Genomic DNA, 20,235 nt, shown 5'->3' on the forward strand with positions numbered 1-20,235 from the left:
TGCCGTCGCCGTCAAGGATTGCCGTCAAAGTAACTGCCACGAGGCATGGTTGACGGTCAAGCAGCTGACGTCGCCAGTCACAACTGTGGTCTACTCAGCTCTTGTGATGAACGTTGGGGAACAACCGCTGTTCCACTTCACGCACGTGAGCAACCTGCGCGACATCCTCGCCGAGAAGCAGTTGGTCTCGGACACCGTCATGCAGGGCCGAGGGGGCGTGCTGAGAGAGTGCGGAGACAGGGCGGTCAAAACTGAACGGCGGTCGCGACAGATCACTGTCCCGCCATACGGTTGTCCAGCCGACTACGTCCCGTTCTACTTTGCCCCACGCTCCCCCATGCTCTACGTAATCAGCCGGGGCGGCGTGGCCACCTACCAGGACGGGCAGCCTCCACTCGTCTACCTGGTCACGTCCGTCGACGGCGTCGTGGAGTCCCACAGGCCTTACGTGTTCAGTGACGGCAACTGTGCAAGCGCGATCACCAGGCACTTCACCGACTTGAGCATGATGCCAAGCGTTGTCGACTGGGAGATTATGGCTGCACGGTACTGGAACAACACGGCCGACGACGGAGATCGCATGCGCCGGCGCATGGCGGAGCTACTAGTGCACGGTTATCTGCCCGTGACAGCTGTGCATGAGGTGGCGACCTACGATCATGAACACGCCCAGGAGGTACGACACCTACTGCGGGAGGCAGGGGCGGAGCTTCCGGTGAGTGTCAGACCCGAGTGGTACTACTGACCTGGCGGTAACGAACGAGCCCCAAGGAAGGACAGCGATGATCACGCGCGGCACCGGCAACCTGCTCCTAGCAGATGTCGATGCCCTTGTTAACACGGTCAATACCGTGGGCGTCATGGGCAAGGGCATCGCCTTGCAGTTCAAGCGGGCCTATCCGGAGAACTTCAAGGACTACAAGGCGTCCTGCGATCGTGGCGCCGTCATGGTCGGCCGGATGCACGTACACGAGGTCGAGCAAGTGGGCGGCCCAAGGTTCATCATCAACTTCCCGACGAAGCGCCACTGGCGCGCGCCCTCACGGATCGAAGACGTCGCCTCGGGGCTCGTAGCACTGCGTGACGAAATTGTCGAGCGTGGGATCAAGTCCATCGCAGTACCACCCCTCGGTTGTGGAAATGGCGGACTTTCCTGGCATGAAGTCGAGCCAATGATCCGTCAAGTTCTGGGAACTATCCCCGGGGTCGAGGTTCGCGTTTACGAGCCGTCTGGGGCTCCCAATGCTTCATCGATGCCAAACGCCACTCAGGCACCCGCAATGACGCGTGAACGCGCAGCATTTCTCGCTGCGCTCGATCGGTACATCAGAAGTGGTATTTCACGCGGCCTTGCTTTTGAGTCACGCGTTTCGCTTCTTGAGGCGCACAAAGTTGCCTACCTTCTGCAGAAGTTGCATCTAACGCTGGGGCTTCACTTCGAGAAAGGTGTCTACGGCCCGTACTCGCAGCCCCTTGATAGGGCAGTCTCTGCGATGGAAGGTCACTTCGTCACGGGTTTTGGCGACGGCACCAGTGGAGCTCAGGCAATTCTGGAGCTCAACAAAGACTCTGTCAATGAAGCTGAGCAGTTCCTGAAGCAGTACCCAGAGTTCGAAAAAATCGCAGCCAGGTTCGAAGTTCTAACAGCAGGTTTCGAAGACGCGTTCGGTATGGAACTCTTGAGTACTGTTCTCTTCGCTGCTGAAGAACTAGTGACGCCTCCGCCAAGCCCCGAATCGGTAACGGCGTGCATTAGGGCATGGAATCACCGAAAGGAGCGCCTCTTTACAGAGGCCCATGTCCAAACAGCATGGCAACGCCTGCATGAGGCTGACCTGCTGTAAACAGATCTGTGGCCTGGTCCCCGCTCTTCCCCGCGAGTCCCCGCTGGATCTGGCACGCGAATGGCACGACTCGCGGCCTTAGCCTCGAAGCACCCCGGGGGCCGGGCCTGTCGGGCCTCATCCTGCTGTGGTCCACCTCCCCTGCCTGAGTCATGCACCTGTACCGGCACGATATCGGACTCAGGACTCTCAGGACTCAGGACTGTTGGTGCAGGTGCTCGTTGCTCCTTCGGGGGCTCAGCGGGCGCTGGGTGCGTGGGTGGAGGAGTACAACTCCTCGCGTCCGCATCAGGCCCTGGACATGCAGAGCCCGGGGGACCGGTTCACGCCTGTTCCGGAGGAGGAGCGGGATGTGCTGGGCCTGAAGGTGCCCGGGGTGCTCTCACTCGTCCCGCAGCAGCGGTCGGCCCCTGTAGTGGCGCCTGTTGCCGCGGAACCGGCTGAGCCGGTCGTGGCCGTGGCTGAGCTGTCGGATCAGGGGCCGGATGGGCTGGCGCCGGTCGAGCATGTCGGGCCGGTGGAGTGCGAGCGGGTGGTGCCTGCGTGTGGGAATCTGCAGGTCGCGGGCAAGCAGTTCTGGCTGGGTCCGGCCCGGTCGGGGCTCACGGTGACGTTCTGGGCGGACACGCAGGTGATCCATCTGCTGGTCGCCGGGTCGCGGATCAAGACGGTGCGGTCGCATCTGTCCGTGGCGGATCTGGCGCTATTGGCGGCTCGGGGCGGGCGTGCGGCGGGGCCGTCTCCGCTGCCGACCGGGGATGGTGCCGCGTTCGAGGTGGACCGTGCCGTGAACAACAGCGGGCTGGTGGGCCTGGCCGGGCGCCAGGTGCTGGCGGCGGAGATCCTGGGCGGAAGGCAGGTGAGCATCCGCATCGACGAAGCGACGCTGCCCGACCTTTCCTGTTCCTCTTGGGTAAAAGGTCGTTGACTCGGTGTCATCCCGTTCGTGGGGGGGGGGCGGGCGTCCCACCCCTGAAGGGATGTTCCTGTGGCCATGACCGCAGCCCGACCTACCGCGACTGGCACCCCCGGCTACACCGAGACGATGCCGTGCGAGCCGGAATCCGCCCGCCGGGCCCGCATGCTCGTCTCCTCCGCCTTGAGTACCTGGGGCATAGACGAGTTGTCCGAGGCCGGGATGCAGATCGTCGCCGAGCTGTTCAACAACGCCATCGACCACACCCAATGCCGTGTAGTCCGTGTCGTGGTCACGCGCCCGGCTGAGGGCCTTGTGCGAATCGGCGTATCCGACAGCTCTCAGGACGTTCCGGAGATGGGCAAGACCCCACGACGACTCCGAGGACGGGCGAGGTCTGTTCCTGGTGGATGCCCTGAGTCGGCGGTGGGGATACGACCGGAAACCCTGGGGCAAGGTCGTGTGGGCCGAGCTGGAAGGCCCGGCCCCGTGCTGAGGCTCGATGTCTCCCCTCGGAGAAGCCCTCCTCGCGCTACGCGTGTCACGGCTGCCGAGCTTGGCCGGGCGCTACGTGACCCTTACTGGTCGGAGCCCCCGCCGGCCGAGGGCGCGGCGAGGGCGCGCGTGATGCCGGGCGCGGCGAGGCGAACCCGCCTGGCTACGGTGCCGTCAGAGCGGTGACCAGTTCGTCGAGTCCGTTGAACTGCCAGTCGAAGGCGTCGGAGCCCGTCGGCGGATCGCCTACCGGACGCTGGACATAGGCGGTTCGCATGCCCCTCGCCTGTGCTGCGCGGAGGTCCCAGTCGTGGGCGGCCACCATGAGGACGCGTTCCGGTGGGCATCCGGCGGTGTCGAGGGCGAGCTGGTAGACCTCCTGGGCCGGCTTGTAGGCCAGAGCGGATTCGCCGGACAAGGCCTGGTGCCAGCGGAGCCCGGCATGTGCGCCGAGCCGCATCAGGGTGGTGCGGCCGGCGTTGGAGAGGCAGAGCACGGGGAAGTGCCGCGCGAGCCGTTCGAGACCGGCGACGGAGTCGCTCCAGGGAGGCAGGCGTCGGGCCGCCGTGGCCAGCCGGGCGATGGTCGCCGGATCGGCGAGTCCGGCCTGGTCGGCCACGCCGCCCGCCGCCTCTCCATCGATGATCTCGGTGTTGGCGTACGGGCGGTGCCCTTGCGCGATGCGGTGCTGCTCCCCCTCCACATACCGCTGCCACAAGGCGAGCAGCTCGTCCACGGATGCGTCGTCGCACGCGGGTACGGCCTCGCGTATCGCCGCTCGAAGCCCGCCGGGCTCGTCGACCAGTGTCCCGAGGACGTCGAAGACGACGACCTCGACGTCGCGGATCTCGGCCATGCGTTCTCCCGGGTTCTCGGACATCTCTTGGCGATCACCTGTTCGTGCCGCGTCACTGGCTCAACAGGTGACGACCCTGTCACCCGCCGCGTCACCGGTCAAGATGGTGACGCGAAGGTCGCGCTCGTCAGCGCGACGCGGCCCTCGGCCTGGCGGGCATCGTGCTGTTCCTGGAGAAACGGCCGCCCCGGAGAGGTGCCTGCCGCGCATGCTCGGCCGACACGGCATGATCGGTGGGTGAAAGCCGTGGCTGTGGTGGACCGGAGCGGGGGTGGTGACGTGGGCGGGCCGGAGGAGATCTCGTCGTCGCAGGAGGCGGCGGACAACGCGCTGGTGCTGGCGTTCGGGAGGTTGCAGGGGGCCGCGAACCGGCTGGAGTACATCCTGGGGCGTGCGCTGGAGCAGGAGTGCGGCATCAGTCATCTCGTGTTCGAGGTGCTGCTGATCCTGGGGCGGGCGGGGGAGCCCGGGTTGTCGATGCGGGCCATCGCCCAGGAGCAGGTGCTGACCACGGGCGGTGCGACGCGCCTGGTGGACCGGATGGAGGCGGCCGGGCTGGTCGAGCGCGCCGAGGCCCCCGGCGACCGGCGCGGCCGTCTGGTGCGGCTGACCCCGCTGGGGGAGGAGACCACGGTGCGGGCGTCCCGGCTGCACGTGGAGAACATCCGGCGTTACTTCCTGGCGCCTCTGCCGCCCGAGGACCGGGAGCGGTTCGCCGAGGACCTGCGCATCCTCAGTCACTCCGCCCGGGACGTGCTGCCTCGCCTGCCCTGAGAGGTGCTTCAGGGCAGGTGTGGTGACGGTCACACGTGGATCGAAATATCTGACGGGTCAGTTACTGTTTTGTCAGGTGATCGCTCGCAACCGGCGGGCGCCACACCCCTGCCGAGGTCCTCGATGAAGCTCGTCTACGTCTTCGACGCCTACTGCGGCTGGTCGCACGGGTTCTCCGGAACCCTGAGCGAGGTCGTCTCCCGCCACCCCGACCTACCGGTCGAGGTCGTCTCCGGCGGACTGTTCACCGGGCAACGCCGGGTGCCGATCCGCCAGTTCGGCTACGTCCAGGGCGCCAACGCCAAGATCGCCGAGCTGACCGGCGCCGAGTTCGGCGACGCGTACGAGCGGCTGATCGCCGACGGCTCGTTCGTCATGGACTCGGAGGCCGCCGCGCGTGGGATCGCCGCCCTGCGCCAGGCCGCCCCCGCCCGTGCCGCGGAACTGGCCACTACGCTGCAGCGGGCCTTCTACGTCGACGGACTCAGTCTGTCCGAGCCCGCGACCTACCGGAAGGTCGCCGAGGAGGCCGGGCTGGACGCCGACGCCGTGGCCGCCGCCTTCGAGGGCTCCGAGGCGCGGGTGGCGGCGGGAGCCGACTTCCACCGGTCCGCCTCGCTGGGCGTCACCGGCTTCCCCACCCTCCTCGCCGTCGACGGCGACCGCGTCACAGAGCTGGCCCACGGCAACGCCACCGCCGACGAAGTCGACCAACGACTCGCGGCCGCCCTTCGTACCCGCTGAGCCCCCCGTCCCCCCGTCCCCCCTCCCCCCCCGGTCCCTCCCCCGCAAGGAGTCCTCAAAAATGAGCACCCTCTCCTTCAAGGTCCTCGACCTCGACTTCCCCGCCGGCAGCAAGAACAAGACCGCCACTCTCGTCACCGGCGAGAACGAGGCGCTTCTCGTGGACGCCGCCTTCACCCGCGCCGACGGCCACCGCCTGGCCGCCGAGATCCTCGACTCGGGCAAGAAGCTGACCACCGTCTTCGTCTCGCACGGCGACCCCGACTTCTACTTCGGCGCCGAGGTGATCGCCGACGCCTTCCCCGACGCCGTCTTCGTCGCCACCCCGCTCGTCATCGAGCACATCCGGCACTCCTACGAGGGCAAGCTCAAGGCGTGGGCCGCGCTCGGCCCGAACCTGCCCAGCCGCCTGGTGGACCTCCAGCCGCTGACCGGCGACCTCACCCTGGAAGGCCACCGCTTCGAGCTCAAGGGCGGCCCGGCCGCTCTGCCCGACCGCCACTACCTGTGGCAGGCCGAGCAGCGCGCCGTCCTCGGCGGCGTCCTGCTCTTCCAGCGGGAGCACGTCTGGGTCGCCGACACCGCCACCCCCGGCGACCGCGCCGCCTGGGTCGACCTGCTGGAGGAGATGGCCGCGCTGCGGCCGGAGCTGGTCGTGCCCGGACACCGCCTGCCCGGCACCCCGGCCGACGCCTCCGCCATCACCGCCACCCGCGACTACCTGCTCGCCTTCGAGGAAGAGCTGGGCAAGGCCGCCGACGGCGCCGCGCTCACCGAGGCCCTCGTGGCGCGCTACCCCGACAACGGCATGCTGATCGCCGCGCAGATCGGCGCGAAGGTCGCCAAGGGCGAGATGACGTGGGGCTGACGGCATGACACACGACAACGCCACGACGCACGCCAACGCCACGACGCACGGCAACGCCACGACGCATGGCAACGCCATGGCGCAGAACGACGCCACGACGCACGACCGCACCGCCTTCGCCACCTCCACCGCGCCCGCCGACGTGGTCCGCCGCCAGTACCTGGCCTCCGCGGCCGGTGACCTGGCGGCGCTGAGGGCCACCCTCGCGCCGGACGTGGAGTGGACGGAGATGGCCGGCTTCCCGCTCGCCGGCACCTACCGCACCCCCGACGGCGTGACGTCGAACGTGATGGAGAAGCTCGGCCGGGACTGGGACGGCTGGACCGCCCACGACGACACCTACGTCGTCGACGGTGAGAACGTCGTCGTCCTCGCCCGCTACACGGCGACCAGCAAGGCCACCGGCAAGGCGATCGACGTCCGCGTCGCCCACCACTTCGTCGTCCGCGGCGGACTGATCGTCCGCTTCGAGCAGTTCGTCGACACCGCGCTCGTACGGGAGGCCATGACCGGCTGAGGCGTTGCGCTCCGACCGCACACCGACCACCCTGCTGCCGTGAACGCACTCTGGAAGCGCCTGCCCAGCACGGTTGTTCCGCGCGTGGTCGAGGCCGCGACCCTCTCCGGCGGCGCGGTGAACGACGTCTGGCGGCTGACCCTCGACGACGGCACGGAGTACGTCCTGAAGGGGTCCGCCGACGCGCCGGCCGACCTGTTCCCGCTGGAGGCGGCCGGCCTCAGGGCGCTCCACGAGCGGGCGGGCATCCGGACTCCCCGGGTGTTCGAGGTGAGCGAGCGGCACCTCCTCATGGAGGCGCTGCGGCCCCGGCCCGACACCGACGCGTTCTGGGAGGCGGCGGGCCGGGCCTTCGCCGCGCTGCACACGGTGCGCGGCGACCGGTTCGGCTGGGACACCGACGGATGGCTGGGTCTGCTTCCCCAGGAGAACAGTCCCGCCGCCGACGGGCACGAGTTCTTCGCCGAGCGCAGGATCCGCCGCTACCTGCGTGAGCCCAAGGTTCGCGGCGTCCTCGCATCGGCCGACCTGTCGGGGCTGGAGCGGATCTGCGAGCGCCTGCCGCAGCTCGTCCCGGCCGCCCCGAGCGTGCTCAACCACGGCGACCTCTGGTGCAACAACGTCGTCGCGGACCCGGCCGGCGCACCCGTGTTCATCGACCCGGCGGTGTGCTGGATGTGGGCCGAGTCCGACCTCAGCATGACGTACTGCTGCGATCCTCCGCCGGACCGCTTCTTCCGGGCGTACGAGGAGGTCTCGCCCCTGGCCGACGGCTGGCGGGACCGCATGCCGCTGCTGCACCTGCGTGAACACCTCTGCGCTCTGGCGCACTTCGGGGCGTACGGCGACACCGTGGCGCGGGTCCGGGACGTCGTCCGTACGTTCTCCTGACCCGCAGGAGCCCGCCGCGACCGGGCGGGTGGACGCCGTGGCGTCCACCCGCCGGTGGTTGTCGCGGAGTTACCCGCCGGTGGTAGTCGCGGAGTTTACGAGTGGTAGACAGCGATCTCGGTCATGGTCGGCGTGTACTGCTCCGTCGCGATCTGCTTCGTGAGCGCCACCCGGAGCTTGGAGGTCGTGACGCTGCCGAAGCCGCTCACGGTCCGGTCGTGCCCGATACCGTCGTCGTAGGTCGCGAACGTCACCCACTGGCCCGTGCCGGGGTCCCAGCGCTGCAGCTCGAACGACTGCACCCGCGGGTTGGTGCCCGAGTCGGTGTACTCGTCGAGGTAGACCTGATCGAAGGTGGTGTCCGCGCCGAAGTCGATGTCGAGCGTGATCGGGTAGCTCGCGTCGTCGGCCGCGGCCCAGCGCGTCGTGAGGTCACCGTCGGTGAGCTTGTCCGCGGTGAGCGTCCCGTTCGCCCCGGAGTGGGTCGAGCTCGCGGTGACCGGTTTGTGGAGCGCGAGGTCGACCCGGTTGTCCGCCTCCTTCTCGATGGGGTCGGTGTCGACCGGATCGGTCACCCGCGGGCCGATCCGCGTCTCGGCGATGCCCATGTCGGGTGCCTTGCCGTAGTAGATGTCCGTGCCGAGGAAGTCCTTCGTGCCCAGGTGCGGGTTGTACCGCCCGGCGTCGATGAGCGGTGAGTCCTTGCGCAGGGCGAAGTGCTCCGCCGCCTTCCGGATGTGTTCCACGCCCGCGCCGGTGACGTAGTCGGCGGGGTCACCGACGAAGCGTGGATCGGCCCGCAGCCCCTTGGGGTCGGCCGGTTCCTGGGTGGAGTGGGTGCCGCTCGCCTCGTAGTAGTCGTTGTTGGAGAACACGGCCTGCCGTAGGGCGCCGGTTCTGCGGTACCAGGGCGTCGTGGTCGTCTTCGAGGTGTTGTAGAAGATGTTGTTCAGGAAGTAGACGCGGCTCAGGAACGTCTCGTCGTGGACGTAGTCCATCTTCGAACCGTCGTAGACGAACGTGTTGTTCGCGAAGTAGGTCGGCGAGTAGTTCGTCGACAGCATGTTCTTCACGATGACACCGTTGTCGTTGACGCTCAGGTTGTAGCGCGCCACCGAGTTGGAGCTGTTGCCCATGTAGGCCATCCAGCCCGCGGCGTTGTCGTGCGAGTAGTTGTACTGGTACGTGACGTTGAAGTTCGTGTACTCCAGGTCCCAGGGCGTGCCGTCGAACTCGTCGTACGGGCCGCCGTAGACCTCGTTGTACTGCATGACCGAGTCGGCGCCGGCCCACAGGTACAGCGCGCAGGACACCGCGTCGTAGCGCTTCAGGAAGCCGTTGACCTCGTTGTACTCGACCTTCATGTTCTTGGTGTTGGCGAGCTGGATCGCGCCCTGGCCGATGCTCTCGGCGTAGTTGTGACCGATGTAGACGTCACGGCTGTACAGGTCGCGGGTGCGCACCCACAGCTGTTCCCAGCCCTCGTGCCACTTGCCGTTGTCGTCGTACTGGCCGGCGTCGGCTCCGTCGGCGTTGAACCAGTTGAACGCGAACTGGACGGCGTGCAGTTCGACGTTCTCGAAGGTGTTGTCCTCGATCCGGACGTCCTTGAAGTAGTAGCCGCCGGTGCCGTAGTCCTTGTAGCTCTTGCTGCCGAAGACCTGGAAGTCGACGGCGCCGTAGTGGATCTTCTGCCAGTAGCTCGGGCCGTCGATGTTGTGGACGTACAGGTCCGAGAAGCGGAAGTGGTTCATGATGCTGTCTTCGCCGGGCTTCAGCAGGTCGGCGTTGATCGACACCATGATTCCGTCACGGATGTAGGGCGTTGTGGCGGTCCCCTTGGTGATGTTGGTGGCGAAGTCGTCGTCGTTGGACAGCTCGACGTTGTTGATGTCCCAGTACTGCTGGTTGCGCAGCACGATGGCGCCGGTCAGGCCGACGGTGGCGGGGTTCTTCGTACCGTCGGCGTTGAACGGGCTCGGCACGTGGCCGTTCGTCGCGATGTACGGCCGTCCGGCGGCCGGGTCGCCGTACGCCGAGATGGTGATCGGCTTGCCCTCGCTGCCGGAGCCCTTCGGCCACAGCTGCTCGTCCTGCCACTGCTCACCGGCCTTGAGCAGGATGCGGTCGCCGGGCCCGAACGTTGTCGCGTTGGCCTTGGCCAGGGTGCGCCAGGCCGTCTTCGGTGAGGTGCCGGCCGCGGTGTCACGGCCGCGGGTGGCGTCGATGAAGTAGTCGGTGCCGCCGGTCCTGTTGGGCGCGTTGCCCGGCCAGGACGGCTTGGCGGCGGCGGTGGCGGCGGTCGGGACGGGGGCGTTGGCGGGGGTGCGGTCCGGGACCGCGGCGGCGTACGCGGAGGGGACGAGCGAGCACACGAGCAGCGCCGCGAGCAGGGCGGTGAACAGGGTGCCCAGGCCCGCGCGGAGCGTCCGCGCCGAGAACCGGCGGCGCGGCGGTGCCGTCTCGCCGTAACGGGGTGGTGGTTCGGGATCGAAGGGTCTCATCGCTGTACTTCCTTTGCCTTGATGGCGTCCAGCGCCGAGGTGTCGACTTTCATGTCGCTGTTCCTGACCCGGCGTTGGAGGAACGTGGTGAACTTCTCCTCGACGAGGGACTGCCGGATCCGCTGGCGGTAGGCGGCGAACGCCTTGTCCTCGTCGACCTTCTTGCTGGCGAGCTCGTAGTAGGTGATCTGGCCGGGGGCCGTGACGGCGGCCGAGACCTGGCCGGGCCGGAGCTTTCCGAGCACCGCCATGAGGTCCTGGTCGTGGGCGTTCACACCGGTGGAGTCGCCGCCGTCGTACGTGGCGGTCGTGAGCTTGGCCCCGGGTTCCGCGGTGGCGACGCTCGCGAGGTGCTCGGCCGCGGACACCCGCCGCTGCAGACGGGCGGCGAAGTCCGCGGACGCGCCGGCGGGCACGGGCACGACGAGCTGCGCGTATTTGTACGTGGTCGCGTTGGCGCTCCAGTCGTCCCGGTCGGCGTCGAACGTGCGCCGGACCTCGGCGTCGGTGACCCGGAGCGGGTCACGGGCGTTCGCGCTGAGCCGCTCCTTCAGGTTCGTGGTGATCTCGGTGAGCCGGTGGGTGTAGTACTCCTCGGGCGTGAACTCCGTGACGCCGTAGACGGTCTTGCCCGCGGCGACGGCATCGGCTCGGGACTGGTTCTCCCTGGCGAGGTCGGCGAGGAAGTCCGCGTAGTCCACGGAGTCGACGAGGCCCTGCTCCTTCGCCAGGGCGAGTGTCGTCCTGTCCTGCCTGACCTCGTCGAGCGCACGGGTCTCCAGCCGCTGGAGCGCGGTCTTGGCACCGGCCTTGGCGTTCCAGTCGATCGTGCCCTTCAGGTGGTACGTGTTGCGCAGCTCGTTCTGCACGGTGGGCGCTAGCCGCCGCATGTGGAAGAGGAGTTCGTCGCGGGTCACGGGGTGGCCGTCGAGGGAGGCGACGTCGTCGGTGCGGTCGGGGCGCAGCAGCGTCACCGCGGTGACCACGAGCGCGGCGAGGGCCAGGCACACGCCGGTGAGCACGAGGAGGGTCCGGCGTGACGGCCTGCGGGAGGTGGGCGGCGCGGGGGAGGTGCTCGGCCGCCGCGCGGCACGGGGTTTGCGCGAGGCGCTCGGATTACGGGAGTTGCTGGGTTTGGAGGAGGAGTTGCCGGGTTTGCGCGAGGTGCCCTGCCTGGGCAGTGTGCCCTTCATGAGGTCGCTCCGATCGCGGCCACCCGGGCGACGACGGGCGTGTCCCGGTACTCGGACAGGTCGACCCGTACCGCGTCGGCCACGGTCGGCGGGAACGTCAGGATGCGCTGGTAACCCACCGCGTGCGCCTCGGCGAGCGTCGTCCACCGGCCGTCCCGGCGGCCCCGGACCACGACGTGCTCGATGCGCTGCCCGTGCGTGATGTCCTCCCCGACGACGACCGCCTCGACCGGACGGGGCCGCGTGAAGGTGAGCGTCACACCGGGCAGGGGGTCGGTGTCGTCCGGCCGCCACGCAGTACGCCTCGCACCCGTACCCGCACCCGGCCACGCTGTCGCCACATCACCCGCGTCCCCGGACGAGACCGTCGCGGTCGCCTCGATCCGCCGCGCCCGGAAGTCCTCGATGCGCCGCCCGAGCCCCTCCAGCACCGCCACGTCGTTGTCCCGTACGCGCCCGTCCCGGGCCGGTGGGATGTTGAGCAGGAAGCAGGAGTTGCCGCCGACGGCGCGCAGGTAGATGGTGAACAGCTTGTCCACGGAGCGGACTTCGGCGTCCTCGGCCGTGTGGTGGAACCAGCCGGGCCGGATCGAGGTGTTGACCTCGGCCGGGTACCAGACCAGGTCGTCCTCGTGCCCGGCCAGGGCGGCGCGGCTGCCGAGGTCGCGGTCGTCGCTGCGCACCAGCCGGGCGAAGCCCGCGTCGTCCGCCTTCTGCGAGCGGTCGGCGGTCCGCTCGGCGTCCTGAAGGGCGCGCGGGACCACGCTCCACTCGTCAGGACGGGTGTCCCCGGCCTCGTTGCCGCACCAGCGGACGTCGGGCCCGCACACGCTGATGACCGCGTCCGGCTGCAACTCCCGGACCACCGCGTAGTAACGGTCCCAGTCGTAGACCTGGCGCCTGCCGTTCGGTCCCTCGCCGTTCGCGCCGTCCAGCCACACCGAGAACACCGGCCCGTACCGGGTGAGCAGTTCGGTGAGCTGGGCGACGTAGAAGTCGTCGTACGCGGTGCCGGAGCCGTACGACGCGTCGGTGCGGTCCCAGGGGGAGAGGTAGATGCCGAACCGCAGTCCGTGCCGCCGGGCCGCGTCGGCGACCTCGGCGACCACGTCACCTTCGCCGCCCCGCCACGGCGACGAGGCGACCGAGTAGGACGTGACGTCGCTCGGCCACAGACAGAACCCGTCGTGGTGCTTGCACGTGAGGATCACACCGGTCATCCCGGCGCTCTTGAGCGCGGTGACCCACTGGTCGGCGTCGAGTCCGGCCGGGTCGAAGAGGGCGGGGTCGTCGTGGCCCTCGCCCCACTCCCGGTCGGTCATGGTGTTCATGCCGAAGTGGATGAACCCGTAGAACTCCATGGCCTGCCAGGCGAGTTGACGCTCGCTCGGCCGGATCGCGGCCAGGCCCGGGGCCGGCGCCGGCTCCGGCGTCCGTCCGGACGTCACGGGCGCCGTCACCGGAACCGCCGGTTGTACGAGGCGACCACGGCCAGCAGCCCGGCCAGCGCGGCGAGCATGACGGCGAGGTGTCCCCACCCGACCGTCGTGCGCGCGACGACGACGAGCGTGAGGCAGGCTGCCGTGACGAGCGCACGGGCGGTGACGAGCAGCGCCGTACGCGTCGAATCCTTCATGGGGTTTCCTTTCATCAGCCCTTCCATCGGCCCTTCCATCGGCCCTTCCACCGGCCCTTCCGTCAGCCCTTCACTCCGCCGGACGCGATGCCCTCGATGAGGCGGCGCTGGATGAGCGCGTAGACGAGGAGGACGGGGACGATGACGATGACCATGCCGGCGTACAGACGCCCGTAGTCGGCCGCCGCCTTCTGCGCGGTGAACAGGTTGAGCAGACCGACCTGGAGCGTCTTGTCGCGACCGGGGAGCAGGGTGAGCGAGATGATGAAGTCGTTCCAGTAGGCCAGGAAGTCGAACAGGATCACGGTGGTGATCGCCGGGCGCGCCATCGGGATCATGACCCGGGTCATGATGCGGAGGCGGGACGCCCCGTCCAGCGCGGCGGCCTCCTCGTACTCGACCGGGATCGACCGGAAGTACGCGGTGAGCAGGTAGATGGTGAACGGGATCGACGTGGCCGCGTAGACGAGCGACAGCATCGTGGGGTTGTCGATGAAGAACCCGCCGGGGAAGACGTCGACGAGTGCGCGGTCCCAGTCGACGAGCATGAGGAAGATCGGTACGACGATGTAGTTGACGTTGACGAAGAGGCCTGCCAGGAGCGCGAGTTCGACGACGCGGCGGCCGCGGAACTCGTACCGGGCGATGACGTAGGCCGCCGGGACGGAGACCGCCAGGACGAACACCAGGCCCAGCACCGTGACGAGCACCGAGGTCAGGAAGTACTGGCCCAGGTGCGCGTCGGTGAACGCGTGGACGTAGTTCTCGATGTGCAGGCCCTTCGGCAGCGTCCAGGGACTGCCGAAGAACTCGCTCTTCTGTTTGAGCGAGGCGAGAAGCACCCAGGCGACCGGCACCGCGATGGCGAGCGCGAGGGCGATGACCAGGGCGTAGGTGAGGCCACGGCCCGTGCGGGGGCGGCCGGTGCGGGGGCGGGGGCCGGGCGAGGAGTTGATCGTGGTCATGGTGTCTGTCCGTCCTCGGAACGCTCTGTCAGAACTGGAGGGGCTCGCGCCGTGTCGCCCGGCTCACCAGGAGGGACACGAGGAAGGAGAACGCGAAGATGACGACACCGATGGCCATGCCGTAGCCGTACGACGAGTTCGTGTACGCCTGCTTGTACATGTAGTTGAGCAGGACATCGGAGGAGCCGTCGGGCCCGCCGCCGGTCATCGCGCGGACGAGGACGAAGCTGAGGTTGACGGCGCTCATGATGAAGAACGTCAGCGAGGTGCGCAGGCTCTGCCAGATGAGCGGCAGCGTGATGGCGAAGAACTGCCGGGCGGCGGACGCGCCGTCGAGCGCGCTCGCCTCGTACAGCTCCTCCGGGATGCTCGCCATGCTCGCCATGTAGAGGACCATGTAGTAGCCCAGCGACTGCCAGACCATCGCGATGGCGACGGAGTAGAGCACGATCTTCTGGTTGCCGAGCCAGACCTGTTGCAGGCCGTCGAGCGACAGCAGCCTGAGCGTGCCGTTGAGCAGGCCGTTGTCCTGGTCGTACACGGCGGAGAAGATCGCGGCGATCACGACCACCGAGAGCACGTTCGGGATGTACAGGATGAACCGGTACAGGTTCCGTCCGCGCAGCCGCTGCCGGGTCATGATCGACGCGAGGAACAGGCCCATGCCCATCGTCACGACGGTCACCACGACCAGGAGCGCGACCGTGTTCTGGAAGGCGCGCACGAACTGGTCGTCGTCGAGGAGGTCCCGGAAGTTGTCGAGCCCCACGAAGTTCATGTCCGGGGAGAACCCGCCCCAGGTGTAGAGGGACATCCGGAACACGTTCACGGTCGGGTAGACCATGAACACCGCGAACAGCACCAGCGCGGGCAGCAGACAGGCGACTACGAAGCGGGTGTTGCCGCGCCGCCGGGCCGGGGCCGCCCGGGCGCCGCGCCGGGGTCTCCCGGCGGACGGCGCCTTGCGGGCTCCTTCGGACGTGCCGTTCGTCGAGCCTGGGGGAGGAGTGGAAAGGGTCGTCACCTGACGGTCCTTGGTCGCTCGAGTGATGGAGGGTGAGCGGAGAGGGTGACCGGCCGGTTTGTCGCCCCCGCCGCCCCTACCCGTCCCATCCCCAGGGGCTCCGCCCCTTCGACCCCGCACGGGGCTCCGCCCCGGACCCCGCTCCTCAAACTCCCCCAGCTACCGCTGGGAGGTGCCCCCAAGGGGCTGATATTCCAGCCCGTCCGGCGTTCGAGGACGAGGCCGTCCAGGCCGATGCGGGGGTCTGGGGGCGCAGCCCTCAGGGACAGGATGGGACGGGTAGGGGCGGCGGGGGCGATACAACCGGGCCCGCCGCCCGGCGCTTCAGTCCCCCGCCTGCCGCAGCTTCTCGCTGGCGGTGTTCAGCGCCGCCTGCCACTTCGCCTCGGTGGTGTCGCCGCTGATGATGCTGTTCGCGGTGTCGAAGAGCGTGGCCTTGATGTCGACGCCCGCGACGGGCGCGGTGCTCGCGAAGCCGCCGACGAGCGCGGCGACCGACGGGTCCTCGTACACCTTGTAGAACTCCGCGTTCTCGCCGGTCAGGGTGTTGGCGATGCCCTGGATCGGCTGGACCGCGTTCGACTTGGCGAAGATCTTCGCCGCCTTGTCGGAGTACAGGTAGGCGATGAAGTCCTTCGCCGCGTCCTTGTGCTGGGCGCCCTTGGGAACCCAGACCGACTCGACCGAGGTCGTGATGTAGCGCTTGCCGCCCGTGGTGACCGCCGGCAGCGGTGTCAGACCCCACTTGAAGCCCTTGGCGCGCGGTGCGGCCGCCATCTCTCCGACGACCCAGGTTCCGTTCGGCATGAACAGCGCCTTGTTGTCGAGGACCGACTGCTGGTTCTTGGTGAAGTCCTGCTCGTTGGCGTACCCGACGGTGGTCGGCGCCGCGTAGCTGAGCAGCCGGGTGGTGAGGTCGAGGGCCTTGCGGGCGTTCGCCGTCTTCCAGACGTCCTTCTTGTACGTCATGACGTCGTTGTAGAACTGCTCCCCGCCGATGTCGGCCAGGAGCGAGAAGAAGTACGAGTCGAGGTATCCGGCGGTCGCGTAGGTGAACAGCGGGATGCCCTGCTTCTTGGCCTTGTCGCCGAGCGCGAACATCTCGTCCCAGGTGGTCGGGACCTTCCAGCCCTTCTCCTCGAACAGGCCCTTGTTGTAGAAGAGCGCGGTCGGCGCGTAGTACATCGGCATCAGGTACGTCTGGTCGTTGCCGTAGGGGTTGGTGTTGAGGTTGCCGACGATGCCCTTGGTGAGCTTGTCCCCCACGGTCTTGTTCTCGCCGGGGACCTTCTCCTTCAGCACCGAGGTGAGGTCCTCCAGTGCCTTGTCCTTGACGAGGGTCTCGGTGAGGGCGGCCTTGCGGCCCTGGCCGAGCACCACGACGTCCGGGTACTTCCCCGCCTTCATGCTCGGGGTGATCTCGTCCTCGATGCTCTTCGAGATCTGCAACTGGACATCGATGTCGGGGTGCGAGGCCTCGTACTGCTTGATGACCTGCGTGTACATGGCGCGGCCGTAACCGCCTTCCAGGGCGGCGACCTTGAGGGTCGTTTTGCCGGATGCCGAGCCGCTCCCGCCGGACGAACAGCCGGTGAGCAGTCCGAGCACCGTGACCGCGGCGCCCGTGAGGGCGAGCGATCTCCTCATCTGGGGTCCTTTCCCGTGGACAGTTGCCCACCTGGCTGCGAGCGGCAGAACAAGTCCGGGGCCGGACCCGTCGTAGGGCCGCGCCGCCGTGACGTCGCGCCACCGCGCCACCGCCGCAGAGGTCCGGGTCGCATGCGAACCGGGCGTGTTAGCGATGGCACCGATAACATGATGGCTTACGGTGGCACCGTCCACGGCGGGGCGCAAGGGGTCCACGAGAGGCTTTTCGGCGAACCGCCGAAATGAGGCTCAGGAGCTCAGGAGGAGCGCGGCGGCGCCGTCGAGGCGCGTACCGACAGTGACGTGGCGGCCACGGCGTCGTCGACGCCGGCGTCGTCGCCCTGGAGCAGCAGGTCGACGGCCGCCGAGCCGTAGCGGTAGAAGTCCTGCCTGACGGTCGTCAGCGGCGGGGCGCAGTGGGCCGCCAGGGCGATGTCGTCGACGCTCACGATGGACACGTCCTCGGGCACCGACCGGCCCCGCTCGCGCAGCGCGCGGATCACCCCGAAGGCCATCTCGTCGCTGGCGACGAAGACGGCGGTCACCTCCGGGATCATGGCGATGATCTGCCCCTGCCGGTGTCCCGAGTCGGGCGACCAGTCGCCCTCCAGGGCCGGCGGCGCCTCGATCCCGGCCGCGGCCAGGCACTCCTGCCAGCCCTGCCGCCGCTGGCGCGCCTCGATCCACTCGTCCGGCCCGGCGATGTGCCACACCTGGCGGTGCCCCAGGTCCAGCAGGTGCTGCGTGGCGACGCGGCCCGCCTCCTGCTGGTCGATGCCGAGCACCCGGGCGCCCGCCGTCCGCGAACCGTCGAGCGTGACGGTCGGGATGTCGCGGGTGATGTCCTCCATCTTCCGTGTCACGGAGATGAGGGGCACGGCGATGACGAAGCCGTCGACGCCCTGGTCGGCTAGCCGGGACAGGGCCTGCTCCATCAGGCCCGTGTCGAGCGCGGCGATGGTCGCGATGTTCACCGCGTACCCGGCGGTGCCGGCGGCGGCCTCGACGCCGGCGGTCACCGCGGAGCGCGAGTAGTACCCGCCGGAGGCCAGCAGCACGAGCCCGAGGGTGTGGCTGCGCCCGGAGGACAGTGCCCTGGCGGCGCTGTTGAACCGGTAGCCGACCGCTTCGACGGCGGCGAGGACGCGCCTCCTGGTCTCGGGATTGACGTTCGGCGAGTCACGGAGGGTACGCGAGACGGTCTGCGCCGACACCCCGGCGGCCCGGGCCACGTCAGCCATGCTCGGCTGCCTCAGCCTCGTGGTGCCCTCGGTCATGGTGCTCCTCTCCCCCGGCCGGCGCGCTGTTCGTCGGTCCATGCGCCGTTCGTTCGCGGCCGTCCATCGGATTCTAGCGGTCTTGTTACCCATGGCACCGATAACATAGGCTCACATCGTGACTGAGCCGCCTCCCACAGCACCCATGTCTCCGGCCCGCTCCACGGCGGACCGCACCTCGACGGCCGGAACCTCGACGGCCCGCTCCACAGCGGACCGGACCACAATGGCCCGCTCCACGACCGACGCGGCCACCGGCGCGCTCACCTGGCACGAGGGCCGCCTGTTCCGGCACGGCGTCCCCCACCGCGTCCTGTCCGGGGCGCTGCACTACTTCCGCGTCCACCCCGACCTGTGGCGGGACCGGATCCGCCGCCTCGCCGACCTCGGCCTCAACACGGTGGACACGTACGTGGCCTGGAACTTCCACCAGCCCCGCGAGGACGAGGCGCCCCGCTTCGACGGCTGGCGGGACGTCGAGCGGTTCATCCGCACGGCGGGCGAGGAGGGGCTCGACGTCGTCGTCCGGCCCGGCCCGTACATCTGCGCGGAGTGGTCGGGCGGCGGCCTGCCGAGCTGGCTCACCGGCCGGGACGTCGCGATCCGCAGCTCGGACCCGGCGTTCACCTCCGCCGTGGGCCGCTGGTTCGGTGAGCTGGTGCCGCGTATCGCCGCGCTCCAGACCGCCGAGGGCGGGCCGGTCGTGGCGGTGCAGGTGGAGAACGAGTTCGGCAGTTACGGCGACGACCACGCCTACCTGCGCTGGAACCGCCGGGCCCTGACCGGCCACGGCATCCGGGAACTGCTGTTCACCGCCGACGGACCCACCGAGCTCATGCTGGACGGCGGCACCCTGCCCGGGACCCTGACGGCCGTCACCCTGGGCTCCAAGCCGGAGGCCGCCCGACGGCTCCTCGCCACGCGGCGGCCGGACGAACCGTTCGTGGTCGCCGAGTTCTGGAACGGCTGGTTCGACCACTGGGGCAAGCGGCACCACGTCCGCGAGGTGGACAGCGCGGTCGGCACCCTGCGCGGCATCGTCGCCGACGGCGGCAGCGTGAGCATCTACATGGCGCACGGCGGCACCAACTTCGGCCTCTGGGCGGGCGCCAACGACCACGAGGGCCGCCACGAGTCCGTCGTGACGAGCTACGACTCCGACGCCCCGATCGCCGAGGACGGCACGCTCACCCCCAAGTTCTTCGCCATGCGCGAGGCGCTCGGCACCGCTCGTGGCCCTCTCCGCTCTCCCGAGCGCATGCCGAAGCTCCCGCCGGCCCGCGTCCCGCTCGTCCACCGCGCCGACCTGCTCGCCGGCCTCCGCGCCGTACCGGCCCCCACCTCGACCGCCCCGCGCCCCGCCTCGTTCGAGCAACTCGGCCTCGACGCGGGGATGATCCTGCACACCGCGCACCCGCGCATCCCGGCGGGCGAACACCGCCTTACCCTCACCGACGTACGCGACCGGGCCCTGGTCTTCGCCGACGGCAGGTGGCTGGGCGTCGCCGACGCCGACTCCCCGGAACTCACCGTCCACGGCACCGGCGACGTCGTACGCCTCGAGGTCCTGGTCGAGAGCCTCGGCCGGGTCAACTACGGCCCGGGCATCGGCCGGCACAAGGGCCTGCTCGGCCCCGTCCTCGTCGACCGGCGCATGGTGCAGGGCTGGGACAGCATGCCGGTCGCGCTGCAGGAGTGGTCCCGCACGGAGCTGGCCGCCGCGGTCACCGCCGGTGCCGCCGCCGGTGCCGTCGCCGCCGGTCCCGCCACCACGCGGGCCGGTTTCGCCGACGCGACCTTCCACGTCGAGACCCCCGCGGACACCTTCCTCGCACTGCCGGGATCGGGCCGCGGCCTGGTCTGGGTCAACGGCTTCCTCCTCGGCCGCCATTGGGAGATCGGCCCACAGGTCACGCTGTACTGCCCGGCACCGCTGCTGCGCGCGGGCGAGAACACCGTGACGGTCCTCGAACTGGAACGGCTGGGCGGACTCCTGGAGTTGCGGGACCGCCCCGAGCTGGGGCCGCCGGAGGCGTACGTCGAGGAGTTCGACTGACGCCGTCCCGGGTGTCCGAACGTCCCTC

19 protein-coding genes are annotated in these 20,235 nt (G+C 69.1%); 9 read left to right on the forward strand and 10 right to left on the reverse strand.

Annotation, left to right across the window (positions count from 1 at the left end; all coding sequences use genetic code 11):
• The first annotated feature begins 49 nt into the window (after positions 1 to 49).
• The 3 genes from AB0959_RS41840 to AB0959_RS41850 all read left to right on the forward strand — a co-directional run bounded on the left by AB0959_RS41840 (position 50) and on the right by AB0959_RS41850 (position 2,772).
• Positions 50 to 745, forward strand: a complete 696-nt coding sequence (locus AB0959_RS41840) for a DUF4433 domain-containing protein (protein WP_366832079.1) — start codon at positions 50 to 52, stop codon at positions 743 to 745.
• Between the two features lie 37 nt (positions 746 to 782).
• Positions 783 to 1,844 carry a macro domain-containing protein gene (locus tag AB0959_RS41845; protein ID WP_366832080.1) on the forward strand — a complete coding sequence of 354 codons (1,062 nt, stop codon included), beginning with the start codon at positions 783 to 785 and terminating at the stop codon, positions 1,842 to 1,844.
• A 214-nt stretch (positions 1,845 to 2,058) separates the two neighbouring features.
• Positions 2,059 to 2,772 carry an integrase core domain-containing protein gene (locus AB0959_RS41850; RefSeq protein WP_366832109.1) on the forward strand — a complete coding sequence of 238 codons (714 nt, stop codon included), beginning with the start codon at positions 2,059 to 2,061 and terminating at the stop codon, positions 2,770 to 2,772.
• 104 nt (positions 2,773 to 2,876) lie between these two features.
• Here the strand turns inward: AB0959_RS41850 and AB0959_RS41855 are convergent, their stop codons facing one another.
• Positions 2,877 to 3,017: a hypothetical protein gene (locus AB0959_RS41855; RefSeq protein WP_366832081.1), complete on the reverse strand. Its 141-nt coding sequence runs from the start codon at positions 3,015 to 3,017 to the stop codon at positions 2,877 to 2,879.
• Between the two features lie 401 nt (positions 3,018 to 3,418).
• Positions 3,419 to 4,111, reverse strand: coding sequence for a haloacid dehalogenase type II (locus AB0959_RS41860; RefSeq protein WP_366832110.1), 693 nt, complete (start codon positions 4,109 to 4,111; stop codon positions 3,419 to 3,421).
• A 279-nt stretch (positions 4,112 to 4,390) separates the two neighbouring features.
• Here AB0959_RS41860 and AB0959_RS41865 point away from each other — a divergent pair, with 279 nt between their 5' ends.
• The 5 genes from AB0959_RS41865 to AB0959_RS41885 all read left to right on the forward strand — a co-directional run bounded on the left by AB0959_RS41865 (position 4,391) and on the right by AB0959_RS41885 (position 7,905).
• Positions 4,391 to 4,885 carry a MarR family transcriptional regulator gene (locus tag AB0959_RS41865; RefSeq protein WP_366832111.1) on the forward strand — a complete coding sequence of 165 codons (495 nt, stop codon included), beginning with the start codon at positions 4,391 to 4,393 and terminating at the stop codon, positions 4,883 to 4,885.
• Positions 4,886 to 5,008: 123 nt separating this feature from the next.
• Positions 5,009 to 5,629: a DsbA family protein gene (locus tag AB0959_RS41870; RefSeq protein WP_366832082.1), complete on the forward strand. Its 621-nt coding sequence runs from the start codon at positions 5,009 to 5,011 to the stop codon at positions 5,627 to 5,629.
• 61 nt (positions 5,630 to 5,690) lie between these two features.
• Positions 5,691 to 6,497: an MBL fold metallo-hydrolase gene (locus tag AB0959_RS41875; RefSeq protein ID WP_366832083.1), complete on the forward strand. Its 807-nt coding sequence runs from the start codon at positions 5,691 to 5,693 to the stop codon at positions 6,495 to 6,497.
• A gap of 76 nt (positions 6,498 to 6,573) precedes the next feature.
• Positions 6,574 to 7,014: a nuclear transport factor 2 family protein gene (locus tag AB0959_RS41880; RefSeq protein ID WP_366832112.1), complete on the forward strand. Its 441-nt coding sequence runs from the start codon at positions 6,574 to 6,576 to the stop codon at positions 7,012 to 7,014.
• 39 nt (positions 7,015 to 7,053) lie between these two features.
• Positions 7,054 to 7,905: a fructosamine kinase family protein gene (locus tag AB0959_RS41885; protein ID WP_366832084.1), complete on the forward strand. Its 852-nt coding sequence runs from the start codon at positions 7,054 to 7,056 to the stop codon at positions 7,903 to 7,905.
• 95 nt (positions 7,906 to 8,000) lie between these two features.
• On the opposite strand, the gene AB0959_RS41890 is transcribed toward AB0959_RS41885, so the two are convergent.
• From AB0959_RS41890 to AB0959_RS41925, 8 genes are all read right to left on the reverse strand, one after another.
• Positions 8,001 to 10,409 (reverse strand): discoidin domain-containing protein, encoded by a 2,409-nt coding sequence (locus AB0959_RS41890; RefSeq protein ID WP_366832086.1) that lies wholly within the window; start codon positions 10,407 to 10,409, stop codon positions 8,001 to 8,003.
• Entirely contained in the window at positions 10,406 to 11,602 is a 1,197-nt protein-coding gene (locus AB0959_RS41895; RefSeq protein ID WP_366832087.1) for a hypothetical protein, read from the reverse strand. The genes AB0959_RS41890 and AB0959_RS41895 overlap by 4 nt, the downstream gene beginning before the upstream one ends.
• Positions 11,599 to 13,050 carry an alpha-L-fucosidase gene (locus AB0959_RS41900; RefSeq protein WP_366832088.1) on the reverse strand — a complete coding sequence of 484 codons (1,452 nt, stop codon included), beginning with the start codon at positions 13,048 to 13,050 and terminating at the stop codon, positions 11,599 to 11,601. Before AB0959_RS41900 ends, AB0959_RS41895 begins: the two co-directional genes overlap by 4 nt.
• Positions 13,051 to 13,058: 8 nt before the next feature.
• A complete protein-coding gene (locus tag AB0959_RS41905) occupies positions 13,059 to 13,238 on the reverse strand; it encodes a hypothetical protein (RefSeq protein ID WP_366832089.1) in 180 nt (59 codons plus the stop codon).
• A gap of 62 nt (positions 13,239 to 13,300) precedes the next feature.
• Positions 13,301 to 14,203, reverse strand: a complete 903-nt coding sequence (locus AB0959_RS41910) for a carbohydrate ABC transporter permease (protein ID WP_366832090.1) — start codon at positions 14,201 to 14,203, stop codon at positions 13,301 to 13,303.
• 28 nt (positions 14,204 to 14,231) lie between these two features.
• Positions 14,232 to 15,227, reverse strand: a complete 996-nt coding sequence (locus tag AB0959_RS41915) for a sugar ABC transporter permease (protein WP_366832091.1) — start codon at positions 15,225 to 15,227, stop codon at positions 14,232 to 14,234.
• A gap of 324 nt (positions 15,228 to 15,551) precedes the next feature.
• Positions 15,552 to 16,874: a carbohydrate ABC transporter substrate-binding protein gene (locus AB0959_RS41920; RefSeq protein WP_366832092.1), complete on the reverse strand. Its 1,323-nt coding sequence runs from the start codon at positions 16,872 to 16,874 to the stop codon at positions 15,552 to 15,554.
• Between the two features lie 257 nt (positions 16,875 to 17,131).
• A complete protein-coding gene (locus AB0959_RS41925; protein WP_366832093.1) occupies positions 17,132 to 18,151 on the reverse strand; it encodes a LacI family DNA-binding transcriptional regulator in 1,020 nt (339 codons plus the stop codon).
• A gap of 226 nt (positions 18,152 to 18,377) precedes the next feature.
• Here AB0959_RS41925 and AB0959_RS41930 point away from each other — a divergent pair, with 226 nt between their 5' ends.
• Complete coding sequence (locus AB0959_RS41930) at positions 18,378 to 20,207, forward strand: glycoside hydrolase family 35 protein (RefSeq protein WP_366832113.1); 1,830 nt, start codon at positions 18,378 to 18,380, stop codon at positions 20,205 to 20,207.
• Positions 20,208 to 20,235 lie beyond the last annotated feature (28 nt).

Origin of the sequence: Streptomyces sp. NPDC046862 (genome assembly GCF_040704615.1) — a bacterium.
GTDB lineage: Bacteria > Actinomycetota > Actinomycetes > Streptomycetales > Streptomycetaceae > Streptomyces.

Bases quoted from the DNA above. Each gene is read 5' to 3' on its own strand.
- AB0959_RS41845 (WP_366832080.1), top strand. From the start codon at position 783: ATGATCACGCGCGGCACCGGCAACCTGCTCCTAGCAGATGTCGATGCC.
- AB0959_RS41855 (WP_366832081.1), bottom strand. From the start codon at position 3,017: ATGGCGTTGTTGAACAGCTCGGCGACGATCTGCATCCCGGCCTCGGAC.
- AB0959_RS41860 (WP_366832110.1), bottom strand. From the start codon at position 4,111: ATGGCCGAGATCCGCGACGTCGAGGTCGTCGTCTTCGACGTCCTCGGG.
- AB0959_RS41870 (WP_366832082.1), top strand. From the start codon at position 5,009: ATGAAGCTCGTCTACGTCTTCGACGCCTACTGCGGCTGGTCGCACGGG.
- AB0959_RS41875 (WP_366832083.1), top strand. From the start codon at position 5,691: ATGAGCACCCTCTCCTTCAAGGTCCTCGACCTCGACTTCCCCGCCGGC.
- AB0959_RS41880 (WP_366832112.1), top strand. From the start codon at position 6,574: ATGGCGCAGAACGACGCCACGACGCACGACCGCACCGCCTTCGCCACC.
- AB0959_RS41890 (WP_366832086.1), bottom strand. From the start codon at position 10,409: ATGAGACCCTTCGATCCCGAACCACCACCCCGTTACGGCGAGACGGCA.
- AB0959_RS41895 (WP_366832087.1), bottom strand. From the start codon at position 11,602: ATGAAGGGCACACTGCCCAGGCAGGGCACCTCGCGCAAACCCGGCAAC.
- AB0959_RS41905 (WP_366832089.1), bottom strand. From the start codon at position 13,238: ATGAAGGATTCGACGCGTACGGCGCTGCTCGTCACCGCCCGTGCGCTC.
- AB0959_RS41910 (WP_366832090.1), bottom strand. From the start codon at position 14,203: ATGACCACGATCAACTCCTCGCCCGGCCCCCGCCCCCGCACCGGCCGC.
- AB0959_RS41920 (WP_366832092.1), bottom strand. From the start codon at position 16,874: ATGAGGAGATCGCTCGCCCTCACGGGCGCCGCGGTCACGGTGCTCGGA.
- AB0959_RS41925 (WP_366832093.1), bottom strand. From the start codon at position 18,151: ATGACCGAGGGCACCACGAGGCTGAGGCAGCCGAGCATGGCTGACGTG.
- AB0959_RS41930 (WP_366832113.1), top strand. From the start codon at position 18,378: ATGGCCCGCTCCACGACCGACGCGGCCACCGGCGCGCTCACCTGGCAC.